Annotated in this window: 25 protein-coding genes and 1 tRNA gene; 10 read left to right on the top strand and 16 right to left on the bottom strand. The window is 65.9% G+C overall.

Features of this window, described 5'->3' with window-relative positions:
- Together VH326_RS06565 and clpP are read right to left on the bottom strand one after the other, a co-directional pair.
- The coding region (locus VH326_RS06565) for a ClpX C4-type zinc finger protein (RefSeq protein WP_329631003.1) at positions 1-322 on the bottom strand (322 nt) is incomplete at its 3' end.
- A gap of 200 nt (positions 323-522) precedes the next feature.
- On the bottom strand, positions 523-1,206 hold the full coding sequence (clpP, locus tag VH326_RS06560; RefSeq protein WP_329631002.1) for an ATP-dependent Clp endopeptidase proteolytic subunit ClpP: 684 nt from the start codon (positions 1,204-1,206) through the stop codon (positions 523-525).
- A 307-nt stretch (positions 1,207-1,513) separates the two neighbouring features.
- Here clpP and VH326_RS06555 point away from each other — a divergent pair, with 307 nt between their 5' ends.
- From VH326_RS06555 to VH326_RS06545, 3 genes are all read left to right on the top strand, one after another.
- Positions 1,514-2,539, top strand: a complete 1,026-nt coding sequence (locus VH326_RS06555; RefSeq protein WP_329631001.1) for an aldehyde reductase — start codon at positions 1,514-1,516, stop codon at positions 2,537-2,539.
- Between the two features lie 98 nt (positions 2,540-2,637).
- On the top strand, positions 2,638-3,030 hold the full coding sequence (locus VH326_RS06550; RefSeq protein ID WP_329631000.1) for a DOPA 4,5-dioxygenase family protein: 393 nt from the start codon (positions 2,638-2,640) through the stop codon (positions 3,028-3,030).
- Positions 3,031-3,055: 25 nt separating this feature from the next.
- Positions 3,056-4,084, top strand: a complete 1,029-nt coding sequence (locus tag VH326_RS06545) for a gluconolactonase (RefSeq protein WP_329630999.1) — start codon at positions 3,056-3,058, stop codon at positions 4,082-4,084.
- A gap of 14 nt (positions 4,085-4,098) precedes the next feature.
- Here VH326_RS06545 and VH326_RS06540 read toward each other — a convergent pair whose 3' ends face one another.
- From VH326_RS06540 to VH326_RS06530, 3 genes are all read right to left on the bottom strand, one after another.
- Positions 4,099-5,025: a glycosyltransferase family 2 protein gene (locus tag VH326_RS06540; protein WP_329630998.1), complete on the bottom strand. Its 927-nt coding sequence runs from the start codon at positions 5,023-5,025 to the stop codon at positions 4,099-4,101.
- Positions 5,026-5,237: 212 nt separating this feature from the next.
- Positions 5,238-6,851: a trigger factor gene (tig, locus tag VH326_RS06535; RefSeq protein WP_329630997.1), complete on the bottom strand. Its 1,614-nt coding sequence runs from the start codon at positions 6,849-6,851 to the stop codon at positions 5,238-5,240.
- Positions 6,852-6,955: 104 nt separating this feature from the next.
- Positions 6,956-7,040 (bottom strand) — tRNA-Leu (locus VH326_RS06530).
- Positions 7,041-7,136: 96 nt separating this feature from the next.
- Between VH326_RS06530 and VH326_RS06525 the strand changes: the two genes are divergently transcribed.
- The 5 genes from VH326_RS06525 (at position 7,137) to VH326_RS06505 (ending at position 10,143) form a co-directional block, all read left to right on the top strand.
- Positions 7,137-7,289 (top strand): hypothetical protein, encoded by a 153-nt coding sequence (locus VH326_RS06525; protein ID WP_329630996.1) that lies wholly within the window; start codon positions 7,137-7,139, stop codon positions 7,287-7,289.
- Between the two features lie 4 nt (positions 7,290-7,293).
- On the top strand, positions 7,294-7,509 hold the full coding sequence (locus tag VH326_RS06520) for a hypothetical protein (RefSeq protein WP_329630995.1): 216 nt from the start codon (positions 7,294-7,296) through the stop codon (positions 7,507-7,509).
- A 114-nt stretch (positions 7,510-7,623) separates the two neighbouring features.
- On the top strand, positions 7,624-8,409 hold the full coding sequence (locus tag VH326_RS06515; protein WP_329630994.1) for a hypothetical protein: 786 nt from the start codon (positions 7,624-7,626) through the stop codon (positions 8,407-8,409).
- Positions 8,410-8,429: 20 nt separating this feature from the next.
- A complete protein-coding gene (locus tag VH326_RS06510) occupies positions 8,430-9,116 on the top strand; it encodes a hypothetical protein (RefSeq protein WP_329630993.1) in 687 nt (228 codons plus the stop codon).
- 115 nt (positions 9,117-9,231) lie between these two features.
- On the top strand, positions 9,232-10,143 hold the full coding sequence (locus tag VH326_RS06505) for a hypothetical protein (protein WP_329630992.1): 912 nt from the start codon (positions 9,232-9,234) through the stop codon (positions 10,141-10,143).
- A 75-nt stretch (positions 10,144-10,218) separates the two neighbouring features.
- Here the strand turns inward: VH326_RS06505 and VH326_RS06500 are convergent, their stop codons facing one another.
- From VH326_RS06500 to VH326_RS06465, 8 genes are all read right to left on the bottom strand, one after another.
- On the bottom strand, positions 10,219-10,743 hold the full coding sequence (locus tag VH326_RS06500; RefSeq protein ID WP_329630991.1) for a hypothetical protein: 525 nt from the start codon (positions 10,741-10,743) through the stop codon (positions 10,219-10,221).
- 32 nt (positions 10,744-10,775) lie between these two features.
- Complete coding sequence (locus VH326_RS06495) at positions 10,776-11,408, bottom strand: hypothetical protein (RefSeq protein WP_329630990.1); 633 nt, start codon at positions 11,406-11,408, stop codon at positions 10,776-10,778.
- A gap of 123 nt (positions 11,409-11,531) precedes the next feature.
- Positions 11,532-12,164 (bottom strand): peptidylprolyl isomerase, encoded by a 633-nt coding sequence (locus tag VH326_RS06490; RefSeq protein ID WP_329630989.1) that lies wholly within the window; start codon positions 12,162-12,164, stop codon positions 11,532-11,534.
- 15 nt (positions 12,165-12,179) lie between these two features.
- Positions 12,180-12,713 (bottom strand): hypothetical protein, encoded by a 534-nt coding sequence (locus tag VH326_RS06485; RefSeq protein WP_329630988.1) that lies wholly within the window; start codon positions 12,711-12,713, stop codon positions 12,180-12,182.
- Between the two features lie 15 nt (positions 12,714-12,728).
- Positions 12,729-12,902: a hypothetical protein gene (locus tag VH326_RS06480; protein ID WP_329630987.1), complete on the bottom strand. Its 174-nt coding sequence runs from the start codon at positions 12,900-12,902 to the stop codon at positions 12,729-12,731.
- Complete coding sequence (locus VH326_RS06475; RefSeq protein WP_329630986.1) at positions 12,899-13,432, bottom strand: hypothetical protein; 534 nt, start codon at positions 13,430-13,432, stop codon at positions 12,899-12,901. Before VH326_RS06475 ends, VH326_RS06480 begins: the two co-directional genes overlap by 4 nt.
- 28 nt (positions 13,433-13,460) lie before the next feature.
- Positions 13,461-14,969 carry an Asp-tRNA(Asn)/Glu-tRNA(Gln) amidotransferase subunit GatB gene (gatB, locus tag VH326_RS06470; RefSeq protein WP_329630985.1) on the bottom strand — a complete coding sequence of 503 codons (1,509 nt, stop codon included), beginning with the start codon at positions 14,967-14,969 and terminating at the stop codon, positions 13,461-13,463.
- 39 nt (positions 14,970-15,008) lie between these two features.
- Positions 15,009-15,449 (bottom strand): response regulator, encoded by a 441-nt coding sequence (locus tag VH326_RS06465; protein ID WP_329631008.1) that lies wholly within the window; start codon positions 15,447-15,449, stop codon positions 15,009-15,011.
- A gap of 133 nt (positions 15,450-15,582) precedes the next feature.
- On the opposite strand from VH326_RS06465, the gene VH326_RS06460 reads away from it, so the two are divergent.
- Together VH326_RS06460 and rsmD are read left to right on the top strand one after the other, a co-directional pair.
- On the top strand, positions 15,583-16,803 hold the full coding sequence (locus tag VH326_RS06460) for a pseudouridine synthase (protein WP_329630984.1): 1,221 nt from the start codon (positions 15,583-15,585) through the stop codon (positions 16,801-16,803).
- Positions 16,803-17,339, top strand: coding sequence for a 16S rRNA (guanine(966)-N(2))-methyltransferase RsmD (gene rsmD / locus VH326_RS06455; protein ID WP_329630983.1), 537 nt, complete (start codon positions 16,803-16,805; stop codon positions 17,337-17,339). The genes VH326_RS06460 and rsmD overlap by 1 nt, the downstream gene beginning before the upstream one ends.
- 142 nt (positions 17,340-17,481) lie before the next feature.
- Here the strand turns inward: rsmD and VH326_RS06450 are convergent, their stop codons facing one another.
- The 3 genes from VH326_RS06450 to VH326_RS06440 all read right to left on the bottom strand — a co-directional run bounded on the left by VH326_RS06450 (position 17,482) and on the right by VH326_RS06440 (position 25,336).
- On the bottom strand, positions 17,482-18,945 hold the full coding sequence (locus tag VH326_RS06450; protein ID WP_329630982.1) for an NAD(P)/FAD-dependent oxidoreductase: 1,464 nt from the start codon (positions 18,943-18,945) through the stop codon (positions 17,482-17,484).
- 68 nt (positions 18,946-19,013) lie between these two features.
- A complete protein-coding gene (locus VH326_RS06445; RefSeq protein ID WP_329630981.1) occupies positions 19,014-23,219 on the bottom strand; it encodes a translocation/assembly module TamB domain-containing protein in 4,206 nt (1,401 codons plus the stop codon).
- Positions 23,219-25,336, bottom strand: coding sequence for an autotransporter assembly complex protein TamA (locus VH326_RS06440; RefSeq protein WP_414714255.1), 2,118 nt, complete (start codon positions 25,334-25,336; stop codon positions 23,219-23,221). The genes VH326_RS06445 and VH326_RS06440 overlap by 1 nt, the downstream gene beginning before the upstream one ends.
- Positions 25,337-25,423 lie beyond the last annotated feature (87 nt).

Here is a 25,423-nt window from a genome sequence, read left to right as displayed (position 1 = left end):
CGACCTCGGCGCCCTTGGCGCCATGGGCGAGGCGCTTGTAATGGTTGTGGACCGCGACCGAGAGCACGCGCTTGGCCTGGTTCTGGCCGATCACATAATCGTCGAGCACCTTGCAGATCTCGACCGGCGTGGGCACGCCGTCGCGGGTCTTGACGAGGGCCGACTTGGTCTCCTCGCGGATGATGTCGTTGCACAGCTCGACGCATTCATCGCAGATGAACACGGTCGGGCCGGCGATCAGCTTCCTGACCTCGTGCTGCGATTTGCCGCAGAACGAGCAGTAGAGGGTGCTCTTGCTGTCGCCGCCACTCAATTTCGTCATACAATCACGGGGCCTGGCCCCTTCCCTTCGTGTCAGCGCGCCATCCTGCCGCCAATTGTAGATCAGGACAATGGCCTAATCGTTAAGGCGTTCCCACGCGGCTTCGCGGCCACAGGCGGGACGCCCATCGTCCTCGCCCTTGAATGTGGCGCGTGTCTCTCGGCGGCACAAGATGCGCCGGACAAGGAAATGATCGTGGTTCAGGCCGCCTTGGCGGTCGCCCCTTCCTCGGTCGGGACGGGGCGCTTGTCGAACACCTCGTCGACCAGGCCGAAGGTCTTGGCCTCGTCGGCGGAGAAGAATTTGTCCCGTTCGACATTCTTCTCGATCTCCTCGAGCGCCTGACCGGTATATTGGGCCATCAGCTCGTTCATCCGGGCGCGGATGCGGAGGATCTCCCTGGCCTGGATCTCGATGTCGGTCGCCATGCCCTGCGCGCCGCCAGAGGGCTGGTGGATCATGATCCGCGCGTTGGAGAGGGCGACGCGCATGCCCGGCTCGCCGGCCGAGAGCAGGAAGGCGCCCATCGAGGCGGCCTGGCCGATGCAGACCGTGCCGACCTTGGGCCTTATGTACTGCATCGTGTCGTGGATCGCCATGCCCGCCGTGACGACGCCGCCCGGCGAGTTGATGTACATGTAGATGTCCTTCTTGGGATTCTCGCTCTCGAGATAGAGCAATTGGGCGGTGATCAACGTCGCCATATGATCCTCGACCCCCCCGGTGACGAAGACGATCCGCTCCCGAAGCAGCCGCGAATAGATGTCGAAGCTGCGCTCGCCGCGGTTCGATTGCTCGATGACGATCGGCACGAGGCCGCCGGTGATGGGGTCGACGCGAAAGCCCGGAGGCGCGAACTGGCCGGTTTCGAACGGATTGATCATGGGAGTGTCTCTAGGTCCTTATGCCCTTGCCCGGCCTACATCGGCGCTCGGTTCGCGGGGCGCAAGGGGGCAGGATGATGAACGCGGCGAGTGCGGTTGCAGCGCCCGAAGATTACAAAGATTACGTCCTCCACGTGTTCGGCGCAGTCGAAAGGCCCCAATGTTCGCACTGCCCATGGAATCTCGCGCACCGCACAAGACCCATCAGGAAAGGTTCGCCAAGGCTGACAGATGAAATCCAACATTGCCAGCCCCGTCTTGCAGATCGGGCGGTTCGCGCGCACCTTCGCCGTGAGAGGGGAGCGTCATGAGCACAGTGTTGGTCACCGGTGGGTCGGGGTTCGTAGGCGGGCATGTCATCCTGCAATTGCTCAAAGCCGGGCACGAAGTGCGGACGACGGTGCGCAATCCGGCCAAGGAGGCCGCGGTGCGCGACTCGCTGGCGAAGGCGGGCGCGACCAACCTCGACAAGCTCAGCTTCTTCGCCGCCGATCTCGAGAAAGACGCCGGCTGGGCCGAGGCGGTGGCGGGGTGCGAGTACGTCCAGCACGTCGCCTCGCCCTTCCCGATCGCGCAGCCCAAGGACGAGAACGAGCTGATCCGTCCGGCGGTCGACGGGACACTCCGTGTGTTGCGCGCGGCGCGCGACGCGGGGGTCAAGCGAGTCGTCCAGACCTCGTCGTTCGCCGCAGTCGGCTACGGTCACGGCCATCGCGACAGCCGATATGACGAGACCGACTGGACCGACGTCGATGGCCCCGCGGTCCAGCCCTACATGAAATCCAAGACCCTCGCCGAGCGCGCGGCGTGGGACTTCGTCGAGCGCGAAGGCAAAGGCATGGAGCTGGCGGTGGTCAACCCGGTCGGCATCTTCGGCCCCGCGCTCAACGCGGATCTTTCGACGTCGATCGAGCTGGTCAAGCGCATGCTCGAAGGCAAGCTGCCCGGCGCGCCGAGGCTCTATCTCGGCGCGGTCGACGTACGCGACGTGGCGGGGATGCAGGTCAAGGCGATGACCGACCCGGCGGCCAGGAACCAGCGCTTTCTCGCGGTCGCCGGCGGCGCGCTGTCGATGTTCGAGATGGCGAGCATCCTCCGCGCCCATCTCGGCGACAAGGCGGCCAAGGCGAAGTTCCGCGAACTCCCCGACTGGCTGGTCAAACTCGTCGCGATCTTCAACCCGCTGGCGCGCGAGGCGGTGCCGCGGCTCGGGATCAAGGGCGAAGCGAGCAACGCCAAGGCGCGTGACGTGCTGGGATGGACGTTCCGATCGAACGAAGAGGCGATCACCGCGTCCGGCGAGAGCCTGATCCGGTTGGGGATGGTCCGCTAGGAATGTGCTCCGGCGAAGGCCGGAGCGCTGGCAAAACGTAGGGATACATAGCCTACGCTCCTGCCTTCGCAGGAGCACTGTGAAGCTGGAAGGCAACGATGACCGACGCAAACGCCCCGTGGCATGCTCACATCTATTACGACGACGCCGAGCGCTCGGCGGCCGAGCGGCTGCGCGGCGGCTTCGCCGAGATGATGGCGGGCGACGAGGTGCCGATCCTGTTCATCGGCCGGATGAGCGATCGCCCGGTCGGCCCGCATCCGATCCCGCAGTTCGAAATCCACTTTCCCGCGAGCGCCGGCACCACCGTCGCGCGGACGATCGAAGAATCGGGGCTGCGCGCGCTGATCCACCCGCTGACCGACGACGACCTTGCCGACCATACGACGCTGGCGCACTGGATCGGGACGCCGATCGAGTTGGACGTCAGCGTGCTCGATCCGCCCGGCGTCAACCAGGGCGTGGACAGGTTCGGGAGGAGTGATTTTTGACCAGAGTGAAGAAGGGATGATGCCGATGAAGTTTCGGACCGTCAGGAACGCGGTGGCGATCTCGGTCGCAGCGGGTCTCGCAGCATCGACAGCGCTAGCAGCGGCGCGATCGGGCTCGTTCGACAAAGCCGCGCCGATCGCAGCGCCCGACGATCGCTGGGACTTTGCCAGCTGGGACTCGGCGCACCATCTGCTCCTCGTCGCGCATGGCAAGGACGTGCTGGTGATCGACCCAGCGAGCCTTGGCGCGGTTCACGCGATCGGGGTGCTCGCGGGCGCGCATGGCGTCGTCGCCATCCCCGGCACCACTCGCCTGCTGGTGACGAGCGGCGGCGATGACAGCGCGCGAATCCTCGACGAGCGCAGCGGCGCGCAGCTGGCGAACATCGCGGTCGCGGGCGATCCCGACGCGGTGATCCTGTCGCGCGACGGCCGCACGGCTTACGCGATGGCGGCCAAGGCGGGCGCGGTGTCGGTGATCGATCTGGCGAAGGGTGTGGAGACGGCGCGGATCGCGCTCAAGCCCGGGCTCGAAGTGCCGGTGCTGGTCTCCCCGGGGATGCTGGCGATCAACAACGAGGATGAAAGCGAGATCGAATTCGCCGATCTGGCGACCGGCAAGGCTGCGGGCGCGATCGCGCTGACCGGTTGCGAGGGGCCGACCGGGCTCGCGCTTGATCCCGCGACGGGGCTCGGCCTCAGCGCATGCGCGAACGGCAAGGCGGCGCTGGTCGATCTGCGGCGGCGCGCGCTGGTCGCGCTGGTGCCGATCGGCGACGGGCCCGACACTGCGATCTGGGACGCGCGGCACTCGCGCTTTCTCGTGCCGTGCGGGCGGAGCGGGACGCTGTCGATCGTTCGGATGAACGGCCGGCGGCCGACCGTCGAGACCGCAGTAGGGACCGAACCGAGCGCGCGTACCGCCGCGCTCGATCCCGCGACGGGGCGAGTCTATCTGCCCGCCGCGCGATTCGGGGTTCCGGTGCCGCCGAGCAAGCGCGGCGCGATGGAGCCCGGCAGCTTCCATATCGTCGTGATGGTCCCGCGCGGCTGATGATATCGGGGAGACTAGCCCCCGGGGGCGGGGTGCGCCAAGTATGCCAGCCGCCGCACCTCGCGCCTTCCCCGCACCACGGTGTCGAGGATCAGCCCCGCAAAGAAACATAGCGCCGCGAGAATGATCAGCCCGGTCGCGAGGATCGCGGTCGGGAAACGTGGGACGGTGTGCGTGTGGAGGTACGTCACCGCGAGCGGGATGCCGAGCACCACCGCCGCGAGCGCGAGTAGCGCGCCGACGCTGCCGAAGAACAATAAAGGCCGCTCGATGCGGTAGAGCGTCGCGATCGTATTGAGGATGCGAAACCCGTCCGACCAGGTGCTGAGCTTCGACGCCGATCCTTCGGGCCGCGCGAAGTATCGCGTTTCGACCTCGCCGACCGGCATTCTGAGTTCCAGCGCGTGGACGCTGATCTCGGTCTCGATCTCGAACCCGCCGGTCAGCACCGGGAAGCTCTTGACGAAGCGCCGCGAGAACACGCGATAGCCCGAGAAGATGTCGGTGAAGCTGCGCCCGAACAATCGAGTCAGCAGCCCGGTCATCACACGGTTGCCCATCACGTGACCGCGGCGATACGCCTCGGCCGCTTCGTGGACGCGCGTGCCGACGACCATGTCGAGCTGTTCGGCGATGACTCGCGCGATCATCGCGGGCGCGGCGGCGGCGTCGTACGTCGAGTCGCCGTCGGCCATCACGTAGACGTCGGCGTCGACATCGGCGAACATGCGGCGGACGACGTTGCCCTTGCCCTGCATCCGCTCGCTGCGGACGATCGCACCGGCGGTGCGCGCGACCTCGACGGTGCGATCGCTAGAATTGTTGTCGTAGACGTAGATCGTGGCGGCGGGCAGCGCGGCGCGGAATGCCGCCACCGTCTGCGCGATCGCGGCTTCCTCGTTATAGCAGGGCAGCAGGACTGCGATGCGTGGTTCGTTCATTCGGCCCCCAAACGCTCCTCTCCCTTGACGGGAGAGGATAGCGAAGCTTGGCAGCTCGCTGCCTAGCGTAGCTTGGAGAGGGTGAGCGGCGCCTAAGCGCCGCGCGATTGCCGTGCAATCGCTTACCCCTCACCCAGCTTCGACTAAGGCCGAGCTGAAGGAGCGCAGCCCAAGTCTGCGCAACCCTCTCCCGCAAGGGGAGAGGGGTCAAGTTACTTCTTCGCTGGCGCCTTCTTCGCGGCGGGCTTCTTGGCAGGCGCTTGTTCGGCCTTCGCCGCCGGCGCCTTTTTGGTCGCCGCCTTCTTCACCGGCTCCTCGACCTTCGCCTCGTCCTTGGGCGCCGCCGCCTTCTTGTCGGATTCGGACGGCGCAGCCTTGGTGGCGGCCTTCTTGGCCGGCTCCTCGGGCTTCGCCTCGCCCTTCTTGGCGGCCTTCTTCGCTGCCTTGGGCTTGTGGTTGTCGTGGTCGTGGCTGTGCGTGCCGGTGGCGAAGCCGTCTTCGGACTCGATCGCTTCCTCGAGCTGCTCGCGAGTCACTTCGCGGTCGCTGATCTTGGCGGTCGAGAACAGGAAGTCGACGACCTTGTCCTCGTAGAGCGGGGCGCGCAGCTGGGCGGCGGCCATCGGCTCCTGCTGGATGTACTGGATGAAGCGCTGCTGGTCCTCGGGGCCGTACTGGCGCGCGGCCTGCTGGATCAGCCCGTTCATTTCCTGCGCGGTCACTTCGATGCCGTTGGCCTGGCCGATTTCGGACAGCAAGAGCCCGAGCCGCACGCGGCGCTCGGCGATCGCGCGGTAGTCGTCGCGCTCCTTCTCCATTTCGGCCAGCGCAGCCTCGGGATCGGGCTCGTGAGTCGCTTCGTGCTGGAGCTGCTCCCAGATTTGCTGGAACTCGGCCTCGACCATCGACGGCGGCACCGGGAAATCGTGGCCGGCGGCGAGCTGGTCGAGAAGCTTGCGCTTCATGTGCGTGCGCGTGAGGCCGTTGAGCTCCTGCTCGATCTGGCCCTTGAGCAGTCCCTTGAATTGCTCGAGATCCTTGAGGCCCAGCGACTTGGCGAGATCGTCGTCGATCTTGGTCTCGCCCGCGGTCTTCACCGACTTGACGACGAGGTCGAACGTCGCCGGCTGGCCCTTGAGGTTCTCTGCCTGGTAGTCGTCCGGGAAGGTGACGTTGATCGTCTTCTCGTCGCCCGCCTTGACGCCGACCACCTGCTCCTCGAACCCGGGGATCAGCCGGCCGCTGCCGATTTCGACCGCCATGTCGGTGCCGGTACCGCCCTCGAACGCGACGCCGTCGGCGGTCTTGCCGACGAAATCGACGGTAACGAGGTCGCCCTGCTTGGCCTTGTATCCCTGCTTGGTGTCGTTCCACGACTTCTGCTGCTCGGCGAACTTCGCGAGCTGAGCGTCGATCGCGGCGTCGTCGGCGGGGACGGTCAGCCGCTCGAGCTCGAGCTTGTCGATCGCCGGGGTCGGCACGTCGGGCAGGATTTCGAGTTCGACCTTGAGCTCGGCGTCCTTGCCCGCCTCATACTCGCCTTCGAGGCTGACCGACGGCTGCATCGCCGGGCGCAGCTTGTTGCTCGCGATGAGGGTCTGGATGCCTTCCTGAATCGCGGTGTTGAGCGCGTCCTGCGACAGCGCCGGGCCGTGCATCTTGCGGATCAAATTGGCGGGTACCTTGCCGGGGCGGAAACCGGGCATGCGAACCTGCGGCGCGACCTTCTTGACCTCGGCATCGACCTTGGCGTCGATTTCCTTGGCGGTGATGGTGAGCTGGTACGCGCGCTTCAGCCCTTCGTTCAACGTCTCGACAGTCTGCATGATCTCTTCTTCAATCTCTGTTCTAGGAGGGTGCGACCCCTTCGCTGCGCTCGGGAGTCGCCAAGCCGTGGGCGTCCCCCGGACGCCCACGAGTTCTTGGCGACTGGTGCGGGCGAAGGGACTCGAACCCCCACATCTTGCGATACTTGGACCTAAACCAAGCGCGTCTACCAGTTCCGCCACGCCCGCATGGGACACCGCCGGTGTGGGGCGCGTCTATAGCAAGTGCGCGCGGCGGAGCAACCCGCTTGGTGCGAATGCGTTAGTGGGTTGAGAGGAAGCGAAATGGCCACCCAACCGCCCCCCGAACTGCCGCCCCAGCCGAGCCAGCCCGGCACACCCGACACGATCCCGCCGGAGGTCAGCCCGCCCGGCCCCGATATCGACGTCCCCTCCCCCGGCGAGCAACCGACCGGCCCCGCCAACCCGCAAGGATAAGATGATGACCGACCGCGACCCGCACCCCGACAGCGCCCCCGAAGCCGACACCGACACCCGCACCGACATCGAGCAGATCGTCGATGCCCGCAAGGACGCGGTCGAGCGCGGCGAAGGCTCCGACGGCGACGAGCCCGAACCGATGACCGCGCCGGGAATGTTCTCGGGCAATGCCGGCACCGGCGGCGTGGTCAAGAACCAGGACCTGGACGCGCAGTAAAGCAGCAACTCGCCCTAATGGAGTCGGATCGGAACGGCGATCGAACACGACCCCATAAAAAGTCGGTGACTCCGCTATTTGATTTGGCTAACCTCCCCGTAAATTGGGGGAAATATGCGGGGGCATATCAACGTTAGCGCTGCGGCGGCGCTGTGTCTTGTGATGCCGACGGCGTCATTCGGGCAAACCTTGTCACCGGCACCGCCAGCGGCTCCTCCGGTCGCCGCGGTGGCGACGCCTGCCGGTGCGCCATCAGCGATTTCCGCTCCTGCCGACCTTACGAAATCGGGAATGACCGGAACGACCGCCTTGGTCCTGCCCGAAGGCACGCCGGTCACCGTCGCGACGGAAGCGGACATTTCGTCTACCGCCAATCACGTCGGTGACGAATTCAAAGTGACCGTTGTCGAGGATGTCGTGGCTTCCGGTGTCGTCGTGATCCCGAAAGGAACGTCGGGTTACGGTGAAGTCACCTTTCTGTCTCGCAACCGCTCGTTCGGAGCAGCCGGAATGCTGGGCATCACGCTGCGTTCGCTCGATCTGAATGGGAAATCGATCCTGCTCGACGGGCATTATCGCCAGGAAGGCAAAGCGGCCGATGGCGCCGCCGTTGCTACTTATTTCGCGGTTGGTATCTTTGCCGGCTTCGTCAAAGGCAAGAACAGCGTTATTCCCAAGGGTCGCGCGCTGAAGGCGCGCACCGGCCAGGACATCCCCTTTTCGATCGACGCGCCGTCGGCGCTCGCTGCACAGGCGACGGGCTCGGCAAATCCTTCGGCAAACACCGTTGTGGCCGCCCCCACAGCGGGCGCGCAACCCGTGGGTACAACGATTCCGTCAACTGCCGACGCCAAGGCCCAGCCGGCGGCGGACCAACGATCAGCAACCAAGACTAACTAATTACCCAACAGGAGAATATGATGAAAATGCTTCCACCACTGGCAGCGGGGGCGACTCTGGCCATCGCCTTGAGCGTCTCCTCGGTAGCGCCCGCCGCGGCGCCGGCAACCGCGGCCGCCCCGCAGGATTCGGCCGCCGCCGAACCGGCGTGCGAACTGCACGTGTTCCCAACCATCGAAGGCAAGGCCATGACGACGGGCCTGCTGTCCGGCTTCGGTATCGTCGGCGCGATCGCCGACGCCGCCAAGAACAAGAACCGCAATGCCAGCGAGGCGGAATATCTGCGTGAAGCGCTCGGCCCGCGCCTTCAGGTTCAGGCACTCAAGTCGATCGATATGGTGGGCGCGCTGAAGCTGCCCCCGTCGCAGGTTATCTGGGAAACGCCGATCGCCGATCGCAACATCTCGACCAAGGCTACGACGCGTCTCAGTTCGTCGACGGCGCCTTGTTACGCCGAACTGCTGGTAACCGAGAATTTCTACACCAAACGCGCGATCTATGGTCGCTCGCTCAACAACCGATTCATTTTCAAGGACTTCCGCACCGGCAAGACCAAGACCAACATGATCAAGGGACGCGGCGGCAATGGGCTGTCGCAATTCCCGCCCAAGACCACCGACGAAACCGAAGCGGCCGAAGCCGACCTGCGCAGCGCATTTTCGAAGAATTTCCTCGAATTTGCCAAGGGCTTGACGCCCGCCAAGTAAGGATTGAGCCGGAATACAGGATGGCGCACCGTCGCATGCCGCGGTGACCATCCTGTCTTCGCTTGTGTCGCGTCCGGCTGACCTGGCCTCACCAAGTCCATTCGGGAGCCGCATCATGAAGAAGCTAATCTGCCTGTCTGTCGCGGCCATGCTGACCACGACCCTTGTCTCGGCGGCATCGGGGGATAGCGAGGTCAAGGCCCCGATCGTCGTCGCCGAGCAGGATCGCAGCATCCCAGGTGGACGCGCGGTTCAAGTGACGTTGGTCCAACGCGATATCGACGTGACGATCGAACTGGGCCGGGTCGCGCATAGCGACGGCAATGGCGGTCTCCTCGGACTGTTGGTGACCAGCTCGATGGACCGACAACGGCGCGGCACGATGGGAATGGACGCACACGACGCGGCGGAACGAAACGTGCTTCCCGTGCGCGGCGCGTTGGCCGACATGGACGTTGATTCTCTGGCGCTCTCGACCACGAAGGCCGCGCTGGCCAAGCCCGATTGGTTCGGGGCGACGGATTTCGTCGCCAGCAAGGAATCGAGCACCGCCGCTTTTCAGGCGACTGCGGGCACGTCACAGCTTGCTTACATCACCTATCGCTATGAATTGTCGCCCGACTTTTCCCAGATCCGGGTCTACGCCGATTTGAGGATCGACCGACGGGTGCCGCAAAAGGTCGGCAAGATCGTACTCGCGTCCGGCCCGATCTATCATCAGCGCATTCTAAGCGTGGTGCAGTTGCGCGCGCGAACCTATGAACCGCGCGACAATGCCAGGATCTGGAGCGCGGCAAACGGCAGACTAGCGAAAGCCGGCATGACGTTGGCGTTCAAACAGTTCGAAAGCCTGATTCCCTACGCGCTCAGCCTAAGCGATGCGGACGTTAAGGGATTTGCCGTCAAGACCAGCGAAAAGGCATTTGCCGCGAGCTATTACGGGCCGCTGATCGTTCGTAATGCCGCCGACCCGGACGACATCCTGATCTGGAACAACGGGCTGATCCACATTCAGTCGATATCCTGAAATCTACCACTACTTCGCCCGCCGCGTGGTCGGGCGGTCTCTCGCACGTGCAATCGGCGCGCTGAGCGGCCGCGATTATTGCGGCAACGACGCCGCATATTGGCGCGCGATGTCGGCGACGATGTCGGCGTAGACCGACGCATCGCGGCGTGGGTCGCGGCCGTTCAAGTGGATATCGACCGTCACCACGCGGTCGGGCAGCCGTCGCTTGCCGGCGGCTTCTTCGGTGGCGACCACTGCCTCGACTGCGCCCTGCCCAGCCGGCTTGCGCTCGCCGATGCCGAGCCCCGCGACGCACAGCTTGAGCCGCGCGGTGCGGATCATGATCACGACGCGGTACGTCGCCGAGGCGCCGCGATCGGCGGGGCGTTCGAAGGGGTCGGGCGCGACCGGGCCGACATCGGAATTGCCCGAGATGATGTTTTGCGCGCGCGCGATCAGCTTGGCTTCGGCTGGCCGCGCGATCTGGTCCCAGCGCAGCCTCCCGGCCGGCAGGCACAGGAAGCCGGCCTTGAGCGGCCCGACGATCATTCCTTCGGGCACCTCGTCGCGCACCCCGATCAGCGCATAGCCGCCCGGTTCGGCCCCCGGCGCCCTCAACAGCAAGGCGGCCCAGAGGCCGAAGCAGAGCTTCATTTCGACGCTGCGGCGCCCGAAACGGGCGGCAGGACCGGGAGCGCCATGCGCGTATACGCCTTGAGCTCGGTGCCGGCCGGCACCACCGCGCTACGCCCGGTGACGAACGCCGAGAACACGCCGACCGCAACCGCGGCCGCGACCGTCGCACCGGTGTTGCCGTTGCCTTCCTGGCGGAAGTGGCCCTCGAGCGGGACCGACTGGCCGTTGAGGTCGAGGCTGGTCAGCGCATATTCCATCTTCGCCGACTTGCCGAACGCACCCTTGCCGGTGCGATACGTGACCATGCCGTTGACCAGAGTCCCGCGCGGAATGACGATCATGTTGCCGAGCATCACGTCGCTGGCGGTCGCGGCGGTGAACCTGTCGCCTTCGCGGACCTTCTTGGTGCTCAACTCGGACGTCATTTTGACGACGACTTCGGTGTTCGACGGCAACACCGCGCCCGCGCTCAGTTGCGGGACGCTCGCGGGATCGACCCCGGCCGGATAGATCGCGGCAACCGGCTGGAGCGGCTGCGTGGGCAATTCGACGGCAACCGGCGCCGGCACTTTCTTCTTGGCCACGACTGGCGAAGACACGGACACGATAACGGCCGCGGCGGTGACCGCCGACAACATCTTCTTCATGAAATATTCCCCCTCCACGACCGTCTTGGAACGACGGCGTTGCCGATACATTGCCGATGTTGGACAATCGGGCAAGCCGCTTCGTGCGCGAACCGGCCTTACTTCAAAGGGATCGAGGAAGGACTAGGGTTTGACTCGCCGCGCGGTAAGTATCCTGACCGGCGCAACCGGAACTTCGCCCTTGAACGCGCCGCGGATCGAGCCCCCTGGGTTGTCGGGCGCGTCGAAGATCTTGATCACCACGTCCATCCCCTCGACCACGCGGCCGAACGCGGCATAGCCGAGATTGTCGCCGCGCTTGGCCGGATCGGCGTCCATCGACGCGCGCTGATCGCCGAGCATGATCGTGAAGTCGCAGCGCGCGGTGCCGGGCGCCAGCCGCGGCGTCGACAGCACGCCGTCGAGATGGTGGATGCCGGTCAGCGTGGTCGGCTCGTGCCTGATCGGCGGCAGGACTCGCTTGATGTCGCCGTTCACGCCGAACTGGACGAAGCCGAAGCGGTCCGCGACCTTGACCACGCGATAGAAGGTCACGCCGTCGAGCCGCCGTTGATCGACGTAGCGCAGGAAATTGCCCGCGGTGATCGGCGCGCGCTTGGTGTCGGCTTCGACGACGATGCGCCCCGCGGTGGTCTCGATCGCGACGCGGGGGAGCGGCGCGGCGGGGGTTGGTGCGGGAGTGGTCTCGGCCAACGCTGGAAAGGCCAAAAATGCGACTATCCCGATAAAGCATCGCCGCAGCAGGTCCATCTTCATCCTCCTGTTTCGCCGTCAGCGAGGTGGCGCTTCAACACCGCGCTTTACGTCAAGCACGTGTCCGTCTTTGTCATACGCGAGGATGCCGACGATCGGCGCAAGTCGATTGATGTAGACCGCGAGAGCATTCGGGTAAGGCCCGATCGCCTCGAAATCGGCGGGCGCGACGATCGTGGAGTCGAGCTCTGGCATTCCGGGAGTCTGGGCACCAGCCGGACGAATGGTCGCTACCGTCATGAATCTGCTGCCATTTGCGCTTGCTCCGAGACCGGTTTCACCCGCAAGCTCGGGTACGTCCGACTTCCTGGACACGACATCCATCACAACGGTGCCGATGTCGGTTACGTGCCCCGGTGTGGTAGTAAACCCGACTGTGCCAAGGCAGTTGCATGTGATGACGTTATGAATGGCGCCCATTCCGTAGAAGACGTACTCACCCGGCGGCACCTCGACCAAGTAGAAGTCGGTGTCGCCCACGGTTTTGTAAGGATTGTCGCCAACGTCCTGCACATTGGGTCCGCCACTGTCGACATCGCCGCGCACGCGCATGATAACTGGCTTCGTCTAGCTAATCCCGACCTTCCGAACCATGCGGAACAGAATGTACCCGCGGTCAGGCTGGATCGTCAGCGGCGTTCCCGGCTTGAGCGTCACGAAAATCTCCTGACGAGCGGCGGCCGGCACCGGCACGAGAAGCGAGAAGATTGCTGTCGCCGCAAAGATGCGGGCGCCCTTCACTTCTGTGGCTCCGGCAGGTCGGGCTTTGGTCCCGAGGCCAGCTTGGCTAGAATCGGGATCGTCGTTTTGGGGTCTCCCTTCCACAGGTTTTCCCACGTTTCCTCGGCCATCGGATAACGTTTGTAACCGCGCGTCTCCATGCACCGCCGCATCCGCGACTGACGATCACGGCGATCCAACGTGCCTTCGATCAGAGCCCCGATGCCCACCCCCACAAGCCCATATTGCGTGAAAGCCCGATAATAGTCGGGCTTCGGCGCTGGCGCACCCTTGGACCAGCCAGCGTAGTCGGGCAGTCGCGTGACAACAACCGGGGGCACGTACCGATAGCAAAAAGCGATGTCGCCCAGTGCCGCGTCGAAGGCAACGCCCTGCTTATGGAGGAAAAAATACTTCCAGCCGTTATCGATCAGCGCCTTCGCCGCCTCCTTATCGTTAGGCAAGCTGACGTCTGGCGCAGTGATCCCTGCCGGATCGATTTTGTCCTGCGCGTGGGCGTCTGCTGACATGAGCGAAAACGTCGCCGCCATCGCTATCGGCAACTTTGGTATCTTCAACTTATTCCCCCTGGTTGATCTCGCTTGCCAGCGCCTTCTTCAACAGTTCGTTGACCACCGCCGGGTTGGCCTTCCCGGCCATCGCCTTCATTGTCTGCCCGACGAAGAAGCCGAACAGCGCTTCCTTGCCGCCGCGATATTGTTCGAGCTGGCCGGGGTTCTTCGCCAGCACGTCGGCGATCACCGCTTCGATCGCGCCGGTGTCGCTGGTCTGCTTGAGCCCGCGTTCCTCAACGATCTTGCCGGGCGCGTCGCCGGTTTCGAGCATCACTTCGAACACTTGCTTGGCCAGGCTCCCCGACAGCGTGCCGTCGGCGACGAGCGCGAGAAGCTCGGCGGCCTGGCCCGGCGTCACCGGCGATTCGGTGATGTCCTTGCCGATGCGGTTGAGCGCGCCGAACAGTTCGGACGATACCCAGTTCGCCGCCGCGACCGGCTTCGCGCCCTGATCGAGCAGCGCGTCGAACCAGCGCGCAGTCTCGACCTCGGCGGTCAGCACGTTCGCCTGGTACGTCGTGATCCCCAGCCCCTCGTACCGCGCGCGCTTGGCATCCGGCAGTTCGGGCAAGCTCGCGCGGCATTCGTCGAGGAACGCGTCGTCGAGCTCGAGCGGGAGCAGATCCGGGTCCGGGAAGTAACGGTAATCGTGCGCGTCTTCCTTCGAGCGCATCGACCGCGTGGTGCCGGTGTCGGGGTCGAACAGCCGAGTTTCCTGGACGATCTTGCCGCCGGCTTCGAGCAGGTCGACCTGGCGCGACGCCTCATGCTCGATCGCGGCCATCACGAAGCGCACCGAATTGACGTTCTTGGTCTCGGTCCGAGTCCCGAAATCGTCGCCGAGCCGCCGCACGCTGACGTTAACGTCGGCGCGCATCGAGCCTTCCTCCATGTTGCCGTCGCAGCTGCCGACGTAGCGCAGGACCGCGCGGAGCTTGCGCAGATAGGCCCCGGCCTCGGCGGGCGAGCGCATGTCGGGGCGGCTGACGATCTCCATCAGCGCGACGCCCGAGCGGTTGAGGTCGACGTAGCTGCGGGTCGGGTGCTGGTCGTGCATCAGCTTCCCCGCATCCTGCTCGACATGGATTCGCTCGACCCCGATCGTCTTGGTCGGGCTAGCTTCGCCCTCCAGTTCGATTTCGACCGCGCCTTCGCCGACCAGGGGATGGTAGAGCTGGCTGATCTGATAGCCCTGCGGCAGATCGGCGTAGAAGTAATTCTTGCGATCGAACCGCGACCATTTGTTGATCGCCGCGTCGATCGCCATCCCGGTGCGCACCGCCTGGCGGATGCACTCGCGGTTGGGCACCGGGAGCATGCCGGGCATCGCGGCATCGACGAGGCTGACCTGCGTGTTCGGCTCCGCGCCGAACGCGGTCGCCGCGCCGGAGAACAATTTGGCGTTCGAGGTGACCTGGGCGTGGACTTCGAGCCCGACGATGACCTCCCACTCGCCGGTGGCGCCGTGGACGCGGTACGAGGACGGGGCGGCTTTGCTGAGGACGTCGGTCATGCCGCGCGAATAGCCGCAGCCGGGCCAAGGCCGCAAGCGTCAGGCAGCGACCGGCTGGTCGAACAGCGAGAAGCCGCGCGGCAGGCGGCGTGGACGGGGGCGGCCCTGGAGATGGCCATCGACTGCGGCGATCGCGGCGATCAGGTCGGCCGGACGATACGGCTTGGCGAGGCAGCCATGCGCGAATGCCCGGCCGCCTTCGGGGCAATCGCCGGTGCAAAAGATCACCGCGACGCCGCGCGCATGGGCGTGGCGCGCGAGCTCCACGCCGCTGCCGTCGGGCAGGTTAACGTCGGCGAGGATGAGGTGAATTTCGGGATCGGCGTCGAGCACCGCGACCGCGTCGGCGAGACGATCGACCGTGGCCACCACCTCGAACCCTTCCTCGGTCAGCGAATATTCGTTGTCGAACGCGACCAGCGGCTCGTCCTCGACGATGAGGAGCCGCGAGATCATTCTCTTCTTGCGCCCAAATACCATCGTCGTTTTCCGTTCGCTCACCCGGCGATCATTTCGCCGTCGCGTCGTTACGCATCCGTCGCTTAACGCTCGGCAACGAGTCTGGCCGCAAATTTTAGGTTCGCTCCGGACAAAACGGTATATTGGCGCGACCATGCCCTCACCCAAGACCGCACCGGCAAATTCCGGCGAGCAACGAATCGCAAAATTGTTGGCGCGCGCCGGCGTGGCGTCGCGGCGCGAGGTCGAGCGGATGATCGCCGAAGGGCGAGTCGCTCTGAACGGAGTCGCGATCGACACGCCGGCGACCTTGCTGGCGTCGCTCGACGGCGTGACGGTCGACGGCAACCCGGTCAAGGCGGCGAGCGCGGCGCGGTTGTTCATCTATCACAAGCCGACGGGCTTGCTGGTGACCGAGCGCGATCCCGGCGGGCGGCCGACGATCTACGACCGCTTGTCCAAGACGCTGCCGCGCGTGGTCCCGGTCGGGCGGCTGGACTTGAACACCGAGGGGCTGCTGCTGCTCACCACCGACGGCGGACTGAAGCGGCAATTGGAGCTGCCCGCGACCGGGGTCGAGCGCGCGTATCGCGCCCGCGCCTATGGCAACGTGACGCAGGCGCAGCTCGAAGAGTTGATCGAAGGCGTCGAGATCGAGGGCGTTCGCTACGGCTCGATCGACGCCAATCTGGAGCGGCGAACCGGCGCAAACGTGTGGATCGAGCTGGTGCTGACCGAGGGCAAGAACCGCGAGGTGCGGCGCGTGCTCGAACATCTCGGGCTCAAGGTCAGCCGCCTGATCCGCACGCGCTACGGGCCGTTCGTGCTGGGCGATCTGCCGGTCGGTGCGGTCGGCGAGGTGCGGGCGCACGACGTGGAGTCGTTCCGGGCCAATCCGACGCGCAAGGATCTGCCGCAACCGGCGCGGCAAAGCTCTTCTCCCTCTTCCCTTGCGAGAGAGGGTAAGGGAGAGGGGCGCCCCGCGTCTGCGGCGCAAAAGACTCGGCGCTATCGATCAAAAGCGCCGCCGGGGGCATCGAGCCCCCGCCAACGCTCGCCCTCTCCCCGACCAGCGCCGGGTAAAGACAGCCCCCGGCTGTCTTTAGATCGCGCGGGGCGGGATCGGCCTGACGCTCCCGCAAGGCGGGAGGGAGAAGGTAGAAAAACCGCCCGCCCCGGCAAACCCGCCAAGCCCCCCCGCCAGCGCGCCGACGGCACGCTCGCCACTCGGTCGAGCGGGACGCGTTCGGATCGGGCGCGGACTCATCGCGAGGCGAGCGGGCGCGACACCCCTTCCGGCCCGTCCGGCCCCGCGCGCGGTCCCGCCGGTGGGCGCGGCAAGCCGAGCGGCCGGCCGCCGCGCAAGCGTCCGTAATGCGGATCATCGCCGGGCAGTGGCGCGGACGGCAATTGGTCGCGCCGAAGGGTGACGCCACTCGGCCCACGGCGGACCGCACGCGCGAGGCGTTGTTCTCGATGCTGGTCAGCCGGGTGGGGAGCTTCGACGGCCTCGCGGTCGCCGACCTGTTCGCGGGATCGGGCGCGCTCGGGCTCGAGGCACTGTCGCGTGGCGCGGGCGCTTGCGTATTCGTCGAGCAGGACAAGGCGGCGCTCGACGCATTGCGCGCCAACATCGCGAAGCTCGGCGCCACGGCGGATGTCCGCGCGCAATCGGTGATGGCGCTCGGGCCCGTCGCCGCGCCGCTCGACCTCGTGATGATGGACCCGCCTTATGGCAGCGGCGCGGGCGCGGTGGCGCTCGACCGGCTGGCGCGGCTGGGGTGGATCGGGCCGGCGACCTGGGTCAGCATCGAGACTCAGCGCAACGAGGCGGTCGAGGTCGCCGGGTTCGCGGTGGATGCCGACAAGGTGTACGGGAAGGCGCGGGTGACGTTGTTGAGACAGCAATAGGCGCGTGTTCACCTGAACGCCTCCCCGGCGAAAGCCGGGGTCCAGTTGCGGTCGCTTCATTGTCTAACGTTGCGCCCTGCCATTTCTACCTCTCCACCTGGGCCCCGGCTTTCGCCGGGGAGGCGATAAGGAAGGGGCAGCCCTAAGCTGCTTCCCTCACCCGCTTCGGCACCGGGTTCGAGAACACCATCTCGTCGTCGACCGACCCGAATTTGAGCGCGAGCAAATCCTTGGCGTAGTTCTGGTGGACCTTCCACGGCGTGCGTCCGCCCTGTTTGGGGAACTTCTCCATCGCGCGAACGACATAGCCCGAGGTGAAGTCGAGGAACGGCTCCTCGCCCACCGCGCTCGACGGGGTGGGGGTCGCCTGCCGCAGCCCACGTTTCCTCATCATGTTGAGCAGCCGGCAGACATAGGCGCAGGTCAGATCGGCCTTCAGCGTCCACGACGCGTTGGTATAACCGAACGACGACGCCATGTTGGGGATGCCCGAATACATCATGCCCTTGTAATTGGTGGTCTTCGACAGGTCCTGGCGCTTGCCGTCGACCGTGAACTCGACGTCGCTCAACAGCTGCAATTCGAGCCCCGTCGCGGTGACGACGATGTCGGCGGGGAGCGTCTTGCCCGAGGCGAGCTTGATCCCCTCAGGCACGAAGCGGTCGACGGTGTCGGTGACGACCTCCGCCTTGCCGTCGCGGATCGACGCGAACAGGTCGCCGTCGGGCACCAGGCAAAGCCTTTGGTCCCACGGGTTGTAGCGCGGGGTGAAGTGCGTCTCGATATCGTGGTTCGGCAACTCCTCGCGGACCATACCGAGCAAGCGCTCCTTGGTTTTTTCGGGCTTCTTGCGCGCCATTCGGAAGAACAGCATGCCAAGCAGGACGTTGCGCCAGCGCGTGATGCCGTAAGCAAGCTTCGACGGCAGCTTGGCGCGCAGCCAGTTGGCCAGCGCATCCTCCGCCGGACGCGCGACGATATAGGTCGGCGATCGCTGAAGCATCGTGATGTGCTTGGTGTCGGGCGCCATCGCGGGCACCAAAGTCACCGCGGTCGCGCCGCTGCCGATCACGACGACATTCTTGTTCTTGTAGTCGAGGTCGCTCGGCCAGAATTGCGGGTGCACGATCCGCCCGGCGAAATTATCCGTCCCCGCGAATTGGGGCGAATGCCCTTGAGCGTAATTGTAATAGCCCGAGCACATGAAGAGGAAATTGCAGGTCATCGTCACCCGCCCGTCGGGGCTCTCCGCCTCCACCGTCCAGCGCGCGTCGTCGGTGGACCATGCGGCGCGCTTGACGTGGTGGTTGAAGCGAATTTTCTTGTCGATGCCGTAATCGGACGCCGTGCGCTGGAGGTAGCTCAGGATGTTGGGGCCGTCGGCGATCGCCTTGGCCTCGGTCCACGGCCGGAACGAATAGCCGAGCGTATACATGTCCGAATCCGAGCGGATACCGGGATAGCGGAACAAGTCCCACGTCCCGCCGAGCTGCCCGCGACCTTCGAGGATCGCGTAGCTGCGATCGGGGCACATCGTCTGCAGGTGATACCCCGCGCCGATCCCCGAAATTCCCGCGCCCACCACCAGGACGTCGACATGTTCCATGCAGCTCTCCTCGCTCACCGTACCGAATATTCGATTGCGAAGCGCAAGGCAACTTACACTGATGTCAGTTAGAATGTCTTCTTGTACTGCACGCTCGCGCTCGACCCGCCGAACGATCCGGTCTGGGAAAGGATGCTGAGGCTCTTGGTCAGCGCGATTTCGAGCTGGGTAGCGGTGAAGCCGCGCGCGTCGGTGATGATCTCGATATAGATGTTGCGCGTGATGTACTTGCCCGCCGCGAGCGCGGTGCCGCGGCCGGTCGCGTCGTCGGCGCCGAGGATACGCAGGCGGTCGATGCCCACTGCGCCGCGCAGCTTGCCGAGCGGGTTGAGCCCCCCGCCCCCACCGCGCAGCGAGTTGAGCGCCGACGCGAGCTGGAGCGCCTCGATCGCCGACAAATTCTCCGGATTGGTCCCGAACAGCAACCGGCTCAGCACCTCGTCCTGCGGGAGCGTCGGCGAAGAGGTGAAGGCGATCGACGGGCGCTGACCGGTGCCGGTGATGTTAATCACCGCGGTGATGCCGTTGGTCGTGGTCGAGGCCGAAATGTCGAGCTCGGGGTCGCTGAGCGGTCCGCCGGCGAAGCGAACCGTACCGCGATCCAGGTCGAAGCGCTTGCCCGCGAAGCTGTAGGTGCCGCGCACGACCTCGGCGAGGCCCGAGACGATCGGCGCCGCCGTGGTGCCGCCGACGCGCATGTTGAGGCGCCATTCGGATTCGAGTCCCATCCCGCTGACGAATATCTGGTTTTCGGCGTGGATTCGCAGATCGAGCTTGAAGTTGCTCGGCGGCGGGGGCGGCGTGTGCGAGCTCGGCGAGTCGGACTTGCGGCGGACGCCAGTCAGTTCGGGCACTTCGGACTGGCCTTGATAGACGACCTCGTAGCGCGCTTGGGGAATGGTGAGGTCGCCCTTGATCAGCCCGCCGCTTTTGCCATTGGTGACGCTGATCGTGCCGGTCGCGGTGCCGGCGAGCGAGTCGCTGTCGGCGAGCGTCGCGTTCTGCAACTGCGCCTCGAGCGTGATCGGGAATCCGCTGTCCGCCGCCAGCCCGATCGAACCATGCGCGGTCACCGTGCCCTTGCCCGCGGTCGCCTGTAGCTGGGTGATGTCGAGCCGATCGTTGGTGAATCGCCCGGCAAGCTTCATGTTGGTCAGCTTGGTGCCATAGGTCGAGTTGATATAGGTCAGGTCGTCGGCGCGAAGGATGCCGTTCAGTTGCGGCGCGCCGAGCCGGCCCGAGAAATCTGCGGCGACGGCGATTCCGCCCGCGGCCGACTGCCCGCCAAGCCCGCTCAGCGAGAACAGCACGCCGGCGGGGCCGTTATAGCGGATGCCCCCCGACAGCGGCGCGTTCATCAGCCGCTCGGACCAGCTGGCGCCTCCGCCAAGCGGCGCTAGCGTGGCTTGCATCCGCCCGATCGTGGTCGCGCCCCGCTTGATCAGCGCGCGCGCATCGCCACCCGCGGCGGTCAAGCGGCCGAGGAACACGACGTCGACCGGTTGCGACACGATCTCCGCGCTCGACCGGGTGAAGCCGGTGATTGTCAGCCGCGTGTCGATATTGGGAACGGCGGCGCCGGCGGGCTGGGCGTAGTCGAAGCTGCCGGTCGCAGCGCCGTCGATGTTGAGCCCAGGCATCAGCGCGTTGGCGACCGACAGGTCGAGCTTGTCGAGCCGCGCCTGAAGGCTGACGCCCTTGCCATAGCTGCCCGCGATCCGTGCGCTGCCCTTGTCGAACACGATCTGGGTCGGCTCCAGCCGGTACTCGCCGTTCGTCGGGTCGATCCGCGCCGCGCGTGGCGTGCGGAACGCGATGCCGTTGGCCTTGCCCTGCACTGCGACCAGCCAAAGTTTGGGTTCGAGCTTGGCGCTGAGCCCCATGTTGAACGGGACGCCGCTCGAGCCGTTGACATACGCCTGCACCGTTCCGGCCTGGTTGGCGTAATCGATCTTGGCGCGCGCCGCCGACAGGACGGTGTCGCCGTAGCGCAGATTGGCGAGCTGAATATCCGCGAGCACGCGCGGCGCGCTGGGATAGAGGATGATCGTGCCGCTCCCGAGCGCGCGGCCGATGGTGAAGTCGACCGCGCCGGGAATGTGCGCATTGTACGCATGCGCGTCGAAGTCGGCGCGCTGGACGTTGCCCTGCGCCGCGAGCGTCGCCACGCCGGTGACGCCCGACCCGGCGAATTGCAGCTTGCCGGCAAACGGCCCGGCGGGGGTCTGACGAAGCGTGCCGAGCAGGTCGATCCCCGCGAACTGACTGCCCTTTTGCACCTCGATCGTCAGCGTCTTGCCGGTGCGCAGGAAAACGTTGGCGCCGAACGGGCCGTAGTTGGTGTTGCCCTTGGCGACCACCGCATAGCCGTCGCCCTTGCCGCGGATCGTCGCTTCGAGCCCGGTGAGTCCGACGCCGACGCCCGGGCGCGGCGCATGGATGACGATCACCGGCGCGGCCGCGCTGCCGGTGACGCGAGCGTTGATCGGTCCGTAGGTCTTCGAATAGCCATCGCCCGCAAACGCCAGCGCGCCGTCGGGCGAGTAACGCCCCGATCCGCGATAGAGCGTGAATTGCGGTGCGCTCAACTTGACGTTGTTGAAGGTGATGACGCCCTTGGTGTCGTAGCCCACGTCGCTCGACACGATCGCGTTGCCGCCGAGGAATCCTTCGGCCCCGCTATTGAAGATTCGCTTGGTCCGCGCGACGACGTGGCCGGTAATGCCGAACCCGCCCGACGGCACCGATACGAGCTTGGCATTGGTGGTCAGGTCGACGATGCCGATCCCGTCGATCAGGTAATTGTTGACTCGTCCCTTCAGCGCGCCGGTGTAATGCCCGCTCGGCAGGTCGGCGACGACGATCGCGGTGGCGTCGATCCGGTCGGAGCGGATCTTGAGGTTGTCCGACAGCAATTTGCCGTTCGAGTACGCGAAGTCGCCCGTCGCGCTGACATTGTTGAGCAGCCCGCCCGCCATCGCGCTGAGCCCCGTCACGCGCCGCGCACGCGCATTGACCGGAACCAGCACATGGTCGGTATCGACCGTTGCCTTGCCCGATGCGCTCAGCCCCTCGACCCCGGTCCCGCCGAACGCAATCGCGGCGGCGTTGATGCTGTAGCCGACCGTCGGCGTCGCGAACGGCCCGTCGAGCGTGAGATGCGCCGCCACGTCCTTGCCCGACAGATTGGGCAGGATCGCACCGGGGGTGAGGAGCTGGGCATCGACGCTGAAATTGCCGAACTTGTTCTCGCCCAAATCGACCAGGCCGTTCGCGGTCACCGCGAGCGCGCTCGACGTCAGCGTCATCCGCGTGGTCGCCTTGCGCTTGTCGAGCGTCGAGATGATGTCGACCATCATCCCGCCCGCGGTCAGCCGCTCGACCGGGCCGGCCATGTACAGCCCCGGGTGCGTCAGCCCGCGTATCCGGAAGGTACCGTTCGCGGCCGCCAGATCGAGATCGGCCAGCGATTGTCCGCCGACCGTCGCTTGCCCCTTGCCGCGCCACGCTTTCCAGTCGCCCGTGCCGCCGACCCGGACGGTCATCGGCGCCTTGATCCCGGTCAGGCTCGCGGTGATCCCATCGGCGGGCGCGTCGAGCGAGACCTTGATCGCGAGCTTGTTGTCGGCGGGCCGCGCATCGAGCAGCAGCCGAAGCTTGTCGCCGCCTGCAATCCCCGGCGCGCGGATCGCATCGGCATTTGCGACGAGTTGCGCACGCCCACTCGCAATGTGCGCCGACCCGTCGAGCCTCACGATGTGCTGCTGGCCGGTGACCCCCTTCGCCAGTACCAGCCGGTCGACCTTCAGGCTGCCGATGTCGATGTCGATATCGGGCAGGATCGGCGCGTTGGGATCACCGGGCTTGAGCGACGGCGACCGAGTCATCGTGACGAGCGGCGCGTCCATCGAATCGACGTCGATATGGTTCCACAGGAACTGGAACGGATTCCAGTCGATCGTCGCCACCGGCGCGGTCAGGAACACGCCATTGGGATCGGCGACGCGCAAGTCGCGCAGCTCCATCTTGCCGTAGATCGACCCGCGAATCCGCCCGACCTTGATGTTGAGCCCGGTTTCGGTGGTGTAGCCGGCGAGCCGCGAGACGATGAAGCGGTGCCCCGGCGCGGTGTCGAGCCCGATATAGACGATCACCAGCAACGCGGCGATGCCGGCGACGATCGCCGCTAGCCAGCGCACGATGCGCTGCCACAGCGGCCGGCGCACGACGACCACCGTCGAGCCTTCGTCGGGGGCGGGTGCGGCCTCCGCCATCAAAAGGCTTGCCCGATGGAGATGTAGAGCGCGATTCGGCTGTCACCCTTGCGGCGGTTGAGCGGGGTTGCGACGTCGATCCGGACCGGGCCGAAATTGGTGTAGAAGCGCCCGCCGATGCCAGCCCCGAGCCGCCAGTTATTGAACTTGGGCATGCTCGATTCGTACGAATTGCCGCCGTCGACGAACGGCACGATGCCGAAATTGCCGAAGCGGTAGCGCGCCTCGAGTGCGAACTCGTTCAACGATCGCCCGCCCACCGGATCGCCATTGGGATCGAACGGCCCGAGCCGCTGGTAACCATAGCCGCGCACCGACCCGCCGCCGCCGCCATAATACCGCCGCGAGGGCGGCAATTCGTCGCGCGCGATGCCGAGGATCGAGCCGGCGCGCACGCGGCCGGCGATCACCAGGCTGCTACTGATCGGATAGTAAGCGCTCGCCTCCGCAAGGGTGCGCACATACGGGCGCGCCGCGCCGCGCACCGAGGTTTCGGGGCTGAACAACAGCTTAAAGCGATAGCCCTTGGTCGGGTTGAGTAGGTCGTCCGAGGTATCGAACGCCGCCATCAGCGGCAGGGCGGCGATGAAATAGGTGCCCCGCTTCCGCTTGCCCGCGGGGAAGTCGTAGACGTCCTCGTTCGAGCCGGTCAGCTCGAAGCCGTAATAATAGGTGAATTTCTTCTGCCAGATCGGGGTCGAATCGTACGACACGCGCCCGGTCAACGACGTCGAAACCGCGTTGAAGGCGTCGTAATCCTGCCGTCCGGCCGAGAGCGAGAAGCTCAAGGTGCGGTCGCGATGGCCCCAATTCGAGCGGCGGAAGGAAACCGCGCCGCTCTGTTCCTGCGTGCCGCCGACGAGGTTGACGATCAGCGCGCCTTCGGGCGGAAAGGCGTTGCGCGCAGTGTACGTACCCTCGGCGCGAAGACCCTCCCCGGTGCTGTACCCCGCGGTCGCGGCAATCGATCGAGTCTTGCCGACGCGTTGAGTCACCGCGACGTCGACGATCCGTGTGCCATCGGCTGCGTCCTTGCCCGTGTCGACCGGCTCGACCGCGACGGTCGAGAACAGACCGGTCGCGACCAGCGCCTTGCGCAAATCGTCGGTCCCGCGGCTGTCGTAGATTTGCCCAGGCTTGAAGCGGCGCAGGATGCGGATGTGGTCGGCACCGAACGCGAGACGGCCGGTGGTAGTGATGTCGCCGAAGCTCGACCGCGGCCCGGTGTCGACCGGCAGCGTATAGTCACCGAGGAAGGTCTGCTCGTCGAGCAATATGTCGCGCGTGCCGATCCGTGCAAAGGGATAGCCGGTCTGGCCGAGCTTGAGGCTGACATTGGCCTCCGCCCCTTGCACGCGGTCGGCCTCGATCGGATCGCCCGGCTTGAGCGCGAGGTTGCTGGTGATCAGGTCGGGGGGCACGACCGGCCCGGAATCCACCGTCACCGTCCCGAACTTGTAGAGGTTGCCCGGCACCGCGTTGATCACCGCGCGTATGCGTGTCGCGTCGCCGGGGATCGTCTCGATCACGGACACGGCGCTGGCGTCGTAATAGCCGTGCGATTTCATCAGCCGCACCGCGAGCGCCTCATCCTCGCGCGCGCGCGCCGTCACCATCGGCACGTTCGCCGCCTTGCCACCGCCCTTCTTGAGCGCGGAGAAGGTGTGGAACTGGCTTTCCAGACCAAGCTTGTCGAGACCGTTGACGACTACATCGTAGCGGACCTGCACGCTCTTGGCGGTGCTCGTGGCAGCGACGTCGACCACCGGTACGGTGCTGAAGCTCCCCAGGGGCGCCAACGGCTGCGCGAGTTCGGCCGGCGGCTCGGGCGGCGGCGGCAACGTGCCCGGCGCAGTCTCGGGGGCAGGCGCCACGGGCGGTACGGTGCTCGGCGGCGCCTTGTCCGCGGTCTGCGGGGTGAACGGCGCGTCCTGCGGAATCGGCTCGAGCGGGGCGTTGATATCGTCCGAAAGCTTGGGCAGCGCCGCGTTGAAGTCCTTGTCGGGGACGATCGGCTTGTTGCCTTCGGGATCGCTGGTCGGTGTCGGGACCGGAACCGGTACGCCTTGCTGCTTGACGGTCGATTGGCTCGACGGCGCCGTCTGCGCGAGCAGCATCCCCGGCAGCAACGCGCCGAGCGCCACGACATAACAGCAGTTTGAAACGATCCGTGGCACGCCGGCCCCTTTTGCGGGGAGCGCTTT

Origin of the sequence: Sphingomonas sp. (genome assembly GCF_036269755.1) — a bacterium.
Taxonomy (GTDB): Bacteria; Pseudomonadota; Alphaproteobacteria; order Sphingomonadales; family Sphingomonadaceae; genus Sphingomonas.
This window is presented reverse-complemented; position numbering and strand designations above follow the sequence as displayed.

What these genes read in the sequence shown, in the direction of transcription:
- rsmD (WP_329630983.1), top strand. Translation starts at nt 16,803, where the DNA reads ATGCGGATCATCGCCGGGCAGTGGCGCGGACGGCAATTGGTCGCGCCG.
- VH326_RS06545 (WP_329630999.1), top strand. Translation starts at nt 3,056, where the DNA reads ATGAAGTTTCGGACCGTCAGGAACGCGGTGGCGATCTCGGTCGCAGCG.
- VH326_RS06550 (WP_329631000.1), top strand. Translation starts at nt 2,638, where the DNA reads ATGACCGACGCAAACGCCCCGTGGCATGCTCACATCTATTACGACGAC.
- VH326_RS06520 (WP_329630995.1), top strand. Translation starts at nt 7,294, where the DNA reads ATGACCGACCGCGACCCGCACCCCGACAGCGCCCCCGAAGCCGACACC.
- VH326_RS06495 (WP_329630990.1), bottom strand. Translation starts at nt 11,408, where the DNA reads ATGAAGAAGATGTTGTCGGCGGTCACCGCCGCGGCCGTTATCGTGTCC.
- VH326_RS06445 (WP_329630981.1), bottom strand. Translation starts at nt 23,219, where the DNA reads ATGGCGGAGGCCGCACCCGCCCCCGACGAAGGCTCGACGGTGGTCGTC.
- VH326_RS06540 (WP_329630998.1), bottom strand. Translation starts at nt 5,025, where the DNA reads ATGAACGAACCACGCATCGCAGTCCTGCTGCCCTGCTATAACGAGGAA.
- VH326_RS06440 (WP_414714255.1), bottom strand. Translation starts at nt 25,336, where the DNA reads ATGCTGCTCGCGCAGACGGCGCCGTCGAGCCAATCGACCGTCAAGCAG.
- VH326_RS06460 (WP_329630984.1), top strand. Translation starts at nt 15,583, where the DNA reads ATGCCCTCACCCAAGACCGCACCGGCAAATTCCGGCGAGCAACGAATC.
- VH326_RS06465 (WP_329631008.1), bottom strand. Translation starts at nt 15,449, where the DNA reads ATGGTATTTGGGCGCAAGAAGAGAATGATCTCGCGGCTCCTCATCGTC.
- VH326_RS06505 (WP_329630992.1), top strand. Translation starts at nt 9,232, where the DNA reads ATGAAGAAGCTAATCTGCCTGTCTGTCGCGGCCATGCTGACCACGACC.
- VH326_RS06555 (WP_329631001.1), top strand. Translation starts at nt 1,514, where the DNA reads ATGAGCACAGTGTTGGTCACCGGTGGGTCGGGGTTCGTAGGCGGGCAT.
- VH326_RS06475 (WP_329630986.1), bottom strand. Translation starts at nt 13,432, where the DNA reads ATGGCGGCGACGTTTTCGCTCATGTCAGCAGACGCCCACGCGCAGGAC.
- VH326_RS06515 (WP_329630994.1), top strand. Translation starts at nt 7,624, where the DNA reads ATGCGGGGGCATATCAACGTTAGCGCTGCGGCGGCGCTGTGTCTTGTG.
- clpP (WP_329631002.1), bottom strand. Translation starts at nt 1,206, where the DNA reads ATGATCAATCCGTTCGAAACCGGCCAGTTCGCGCCTCCGGGCTTTCGC.
- VH326_RS06510 (WP_329630993.1), top strand. Translation starts at nt 8,430, where the DNA reads ATGAAAATGCTTCCACCACTGGCAGCGGGGGCGACTCTGGCCATCGCC.
- VH326_RS06490 (WP_329630989.1), bottom strand. Translation starts at nt 12,164, where the DNA reads ATGAAGATGGACCTGCTGCGGCGATGCTTTATCGGGATAGTCGCATTT.
- VH326_RS06525 (WP_329630996.1), top strand. Translation starts at nt 7,137, where the DNA reads ATGGCCACCCAACCGCCCCCCGAACTGCCGCCCCAGCCGAGCCAGCCC.
- VH326_RS06450 (WP_329630982.1), bottom strand. Translation starts at nt 18,945, where the DNA reads ATGGAACATGTCGACGTCCTGGTGGTGGGCGCGGGAATTTCGGGGATC.
- gatB (WP_329630985.1), bottom strand. Translation starts at nt 14,969, where the DNA reads ATGACCGACGTCCTCAGCAAAGCCGCCCCGTCCTCGTACCGCGTCCAC.
- VH326_RS06485 (WP_329630988.1), bottom strand. Translation starts at nt 12,713, where the DNA reads ATGCGCGTGCGCGGCGATGTCGACAGTGGCGGACCCAATGTGCAGGAC.
- tig (WP_329630997.1), bottom strand. Translation starts at nt 6,851, where the DNA reads ATGCAGACTGTCGAGACGTTGAACGAAGGGCTGAAGCGCGCGTACCAG.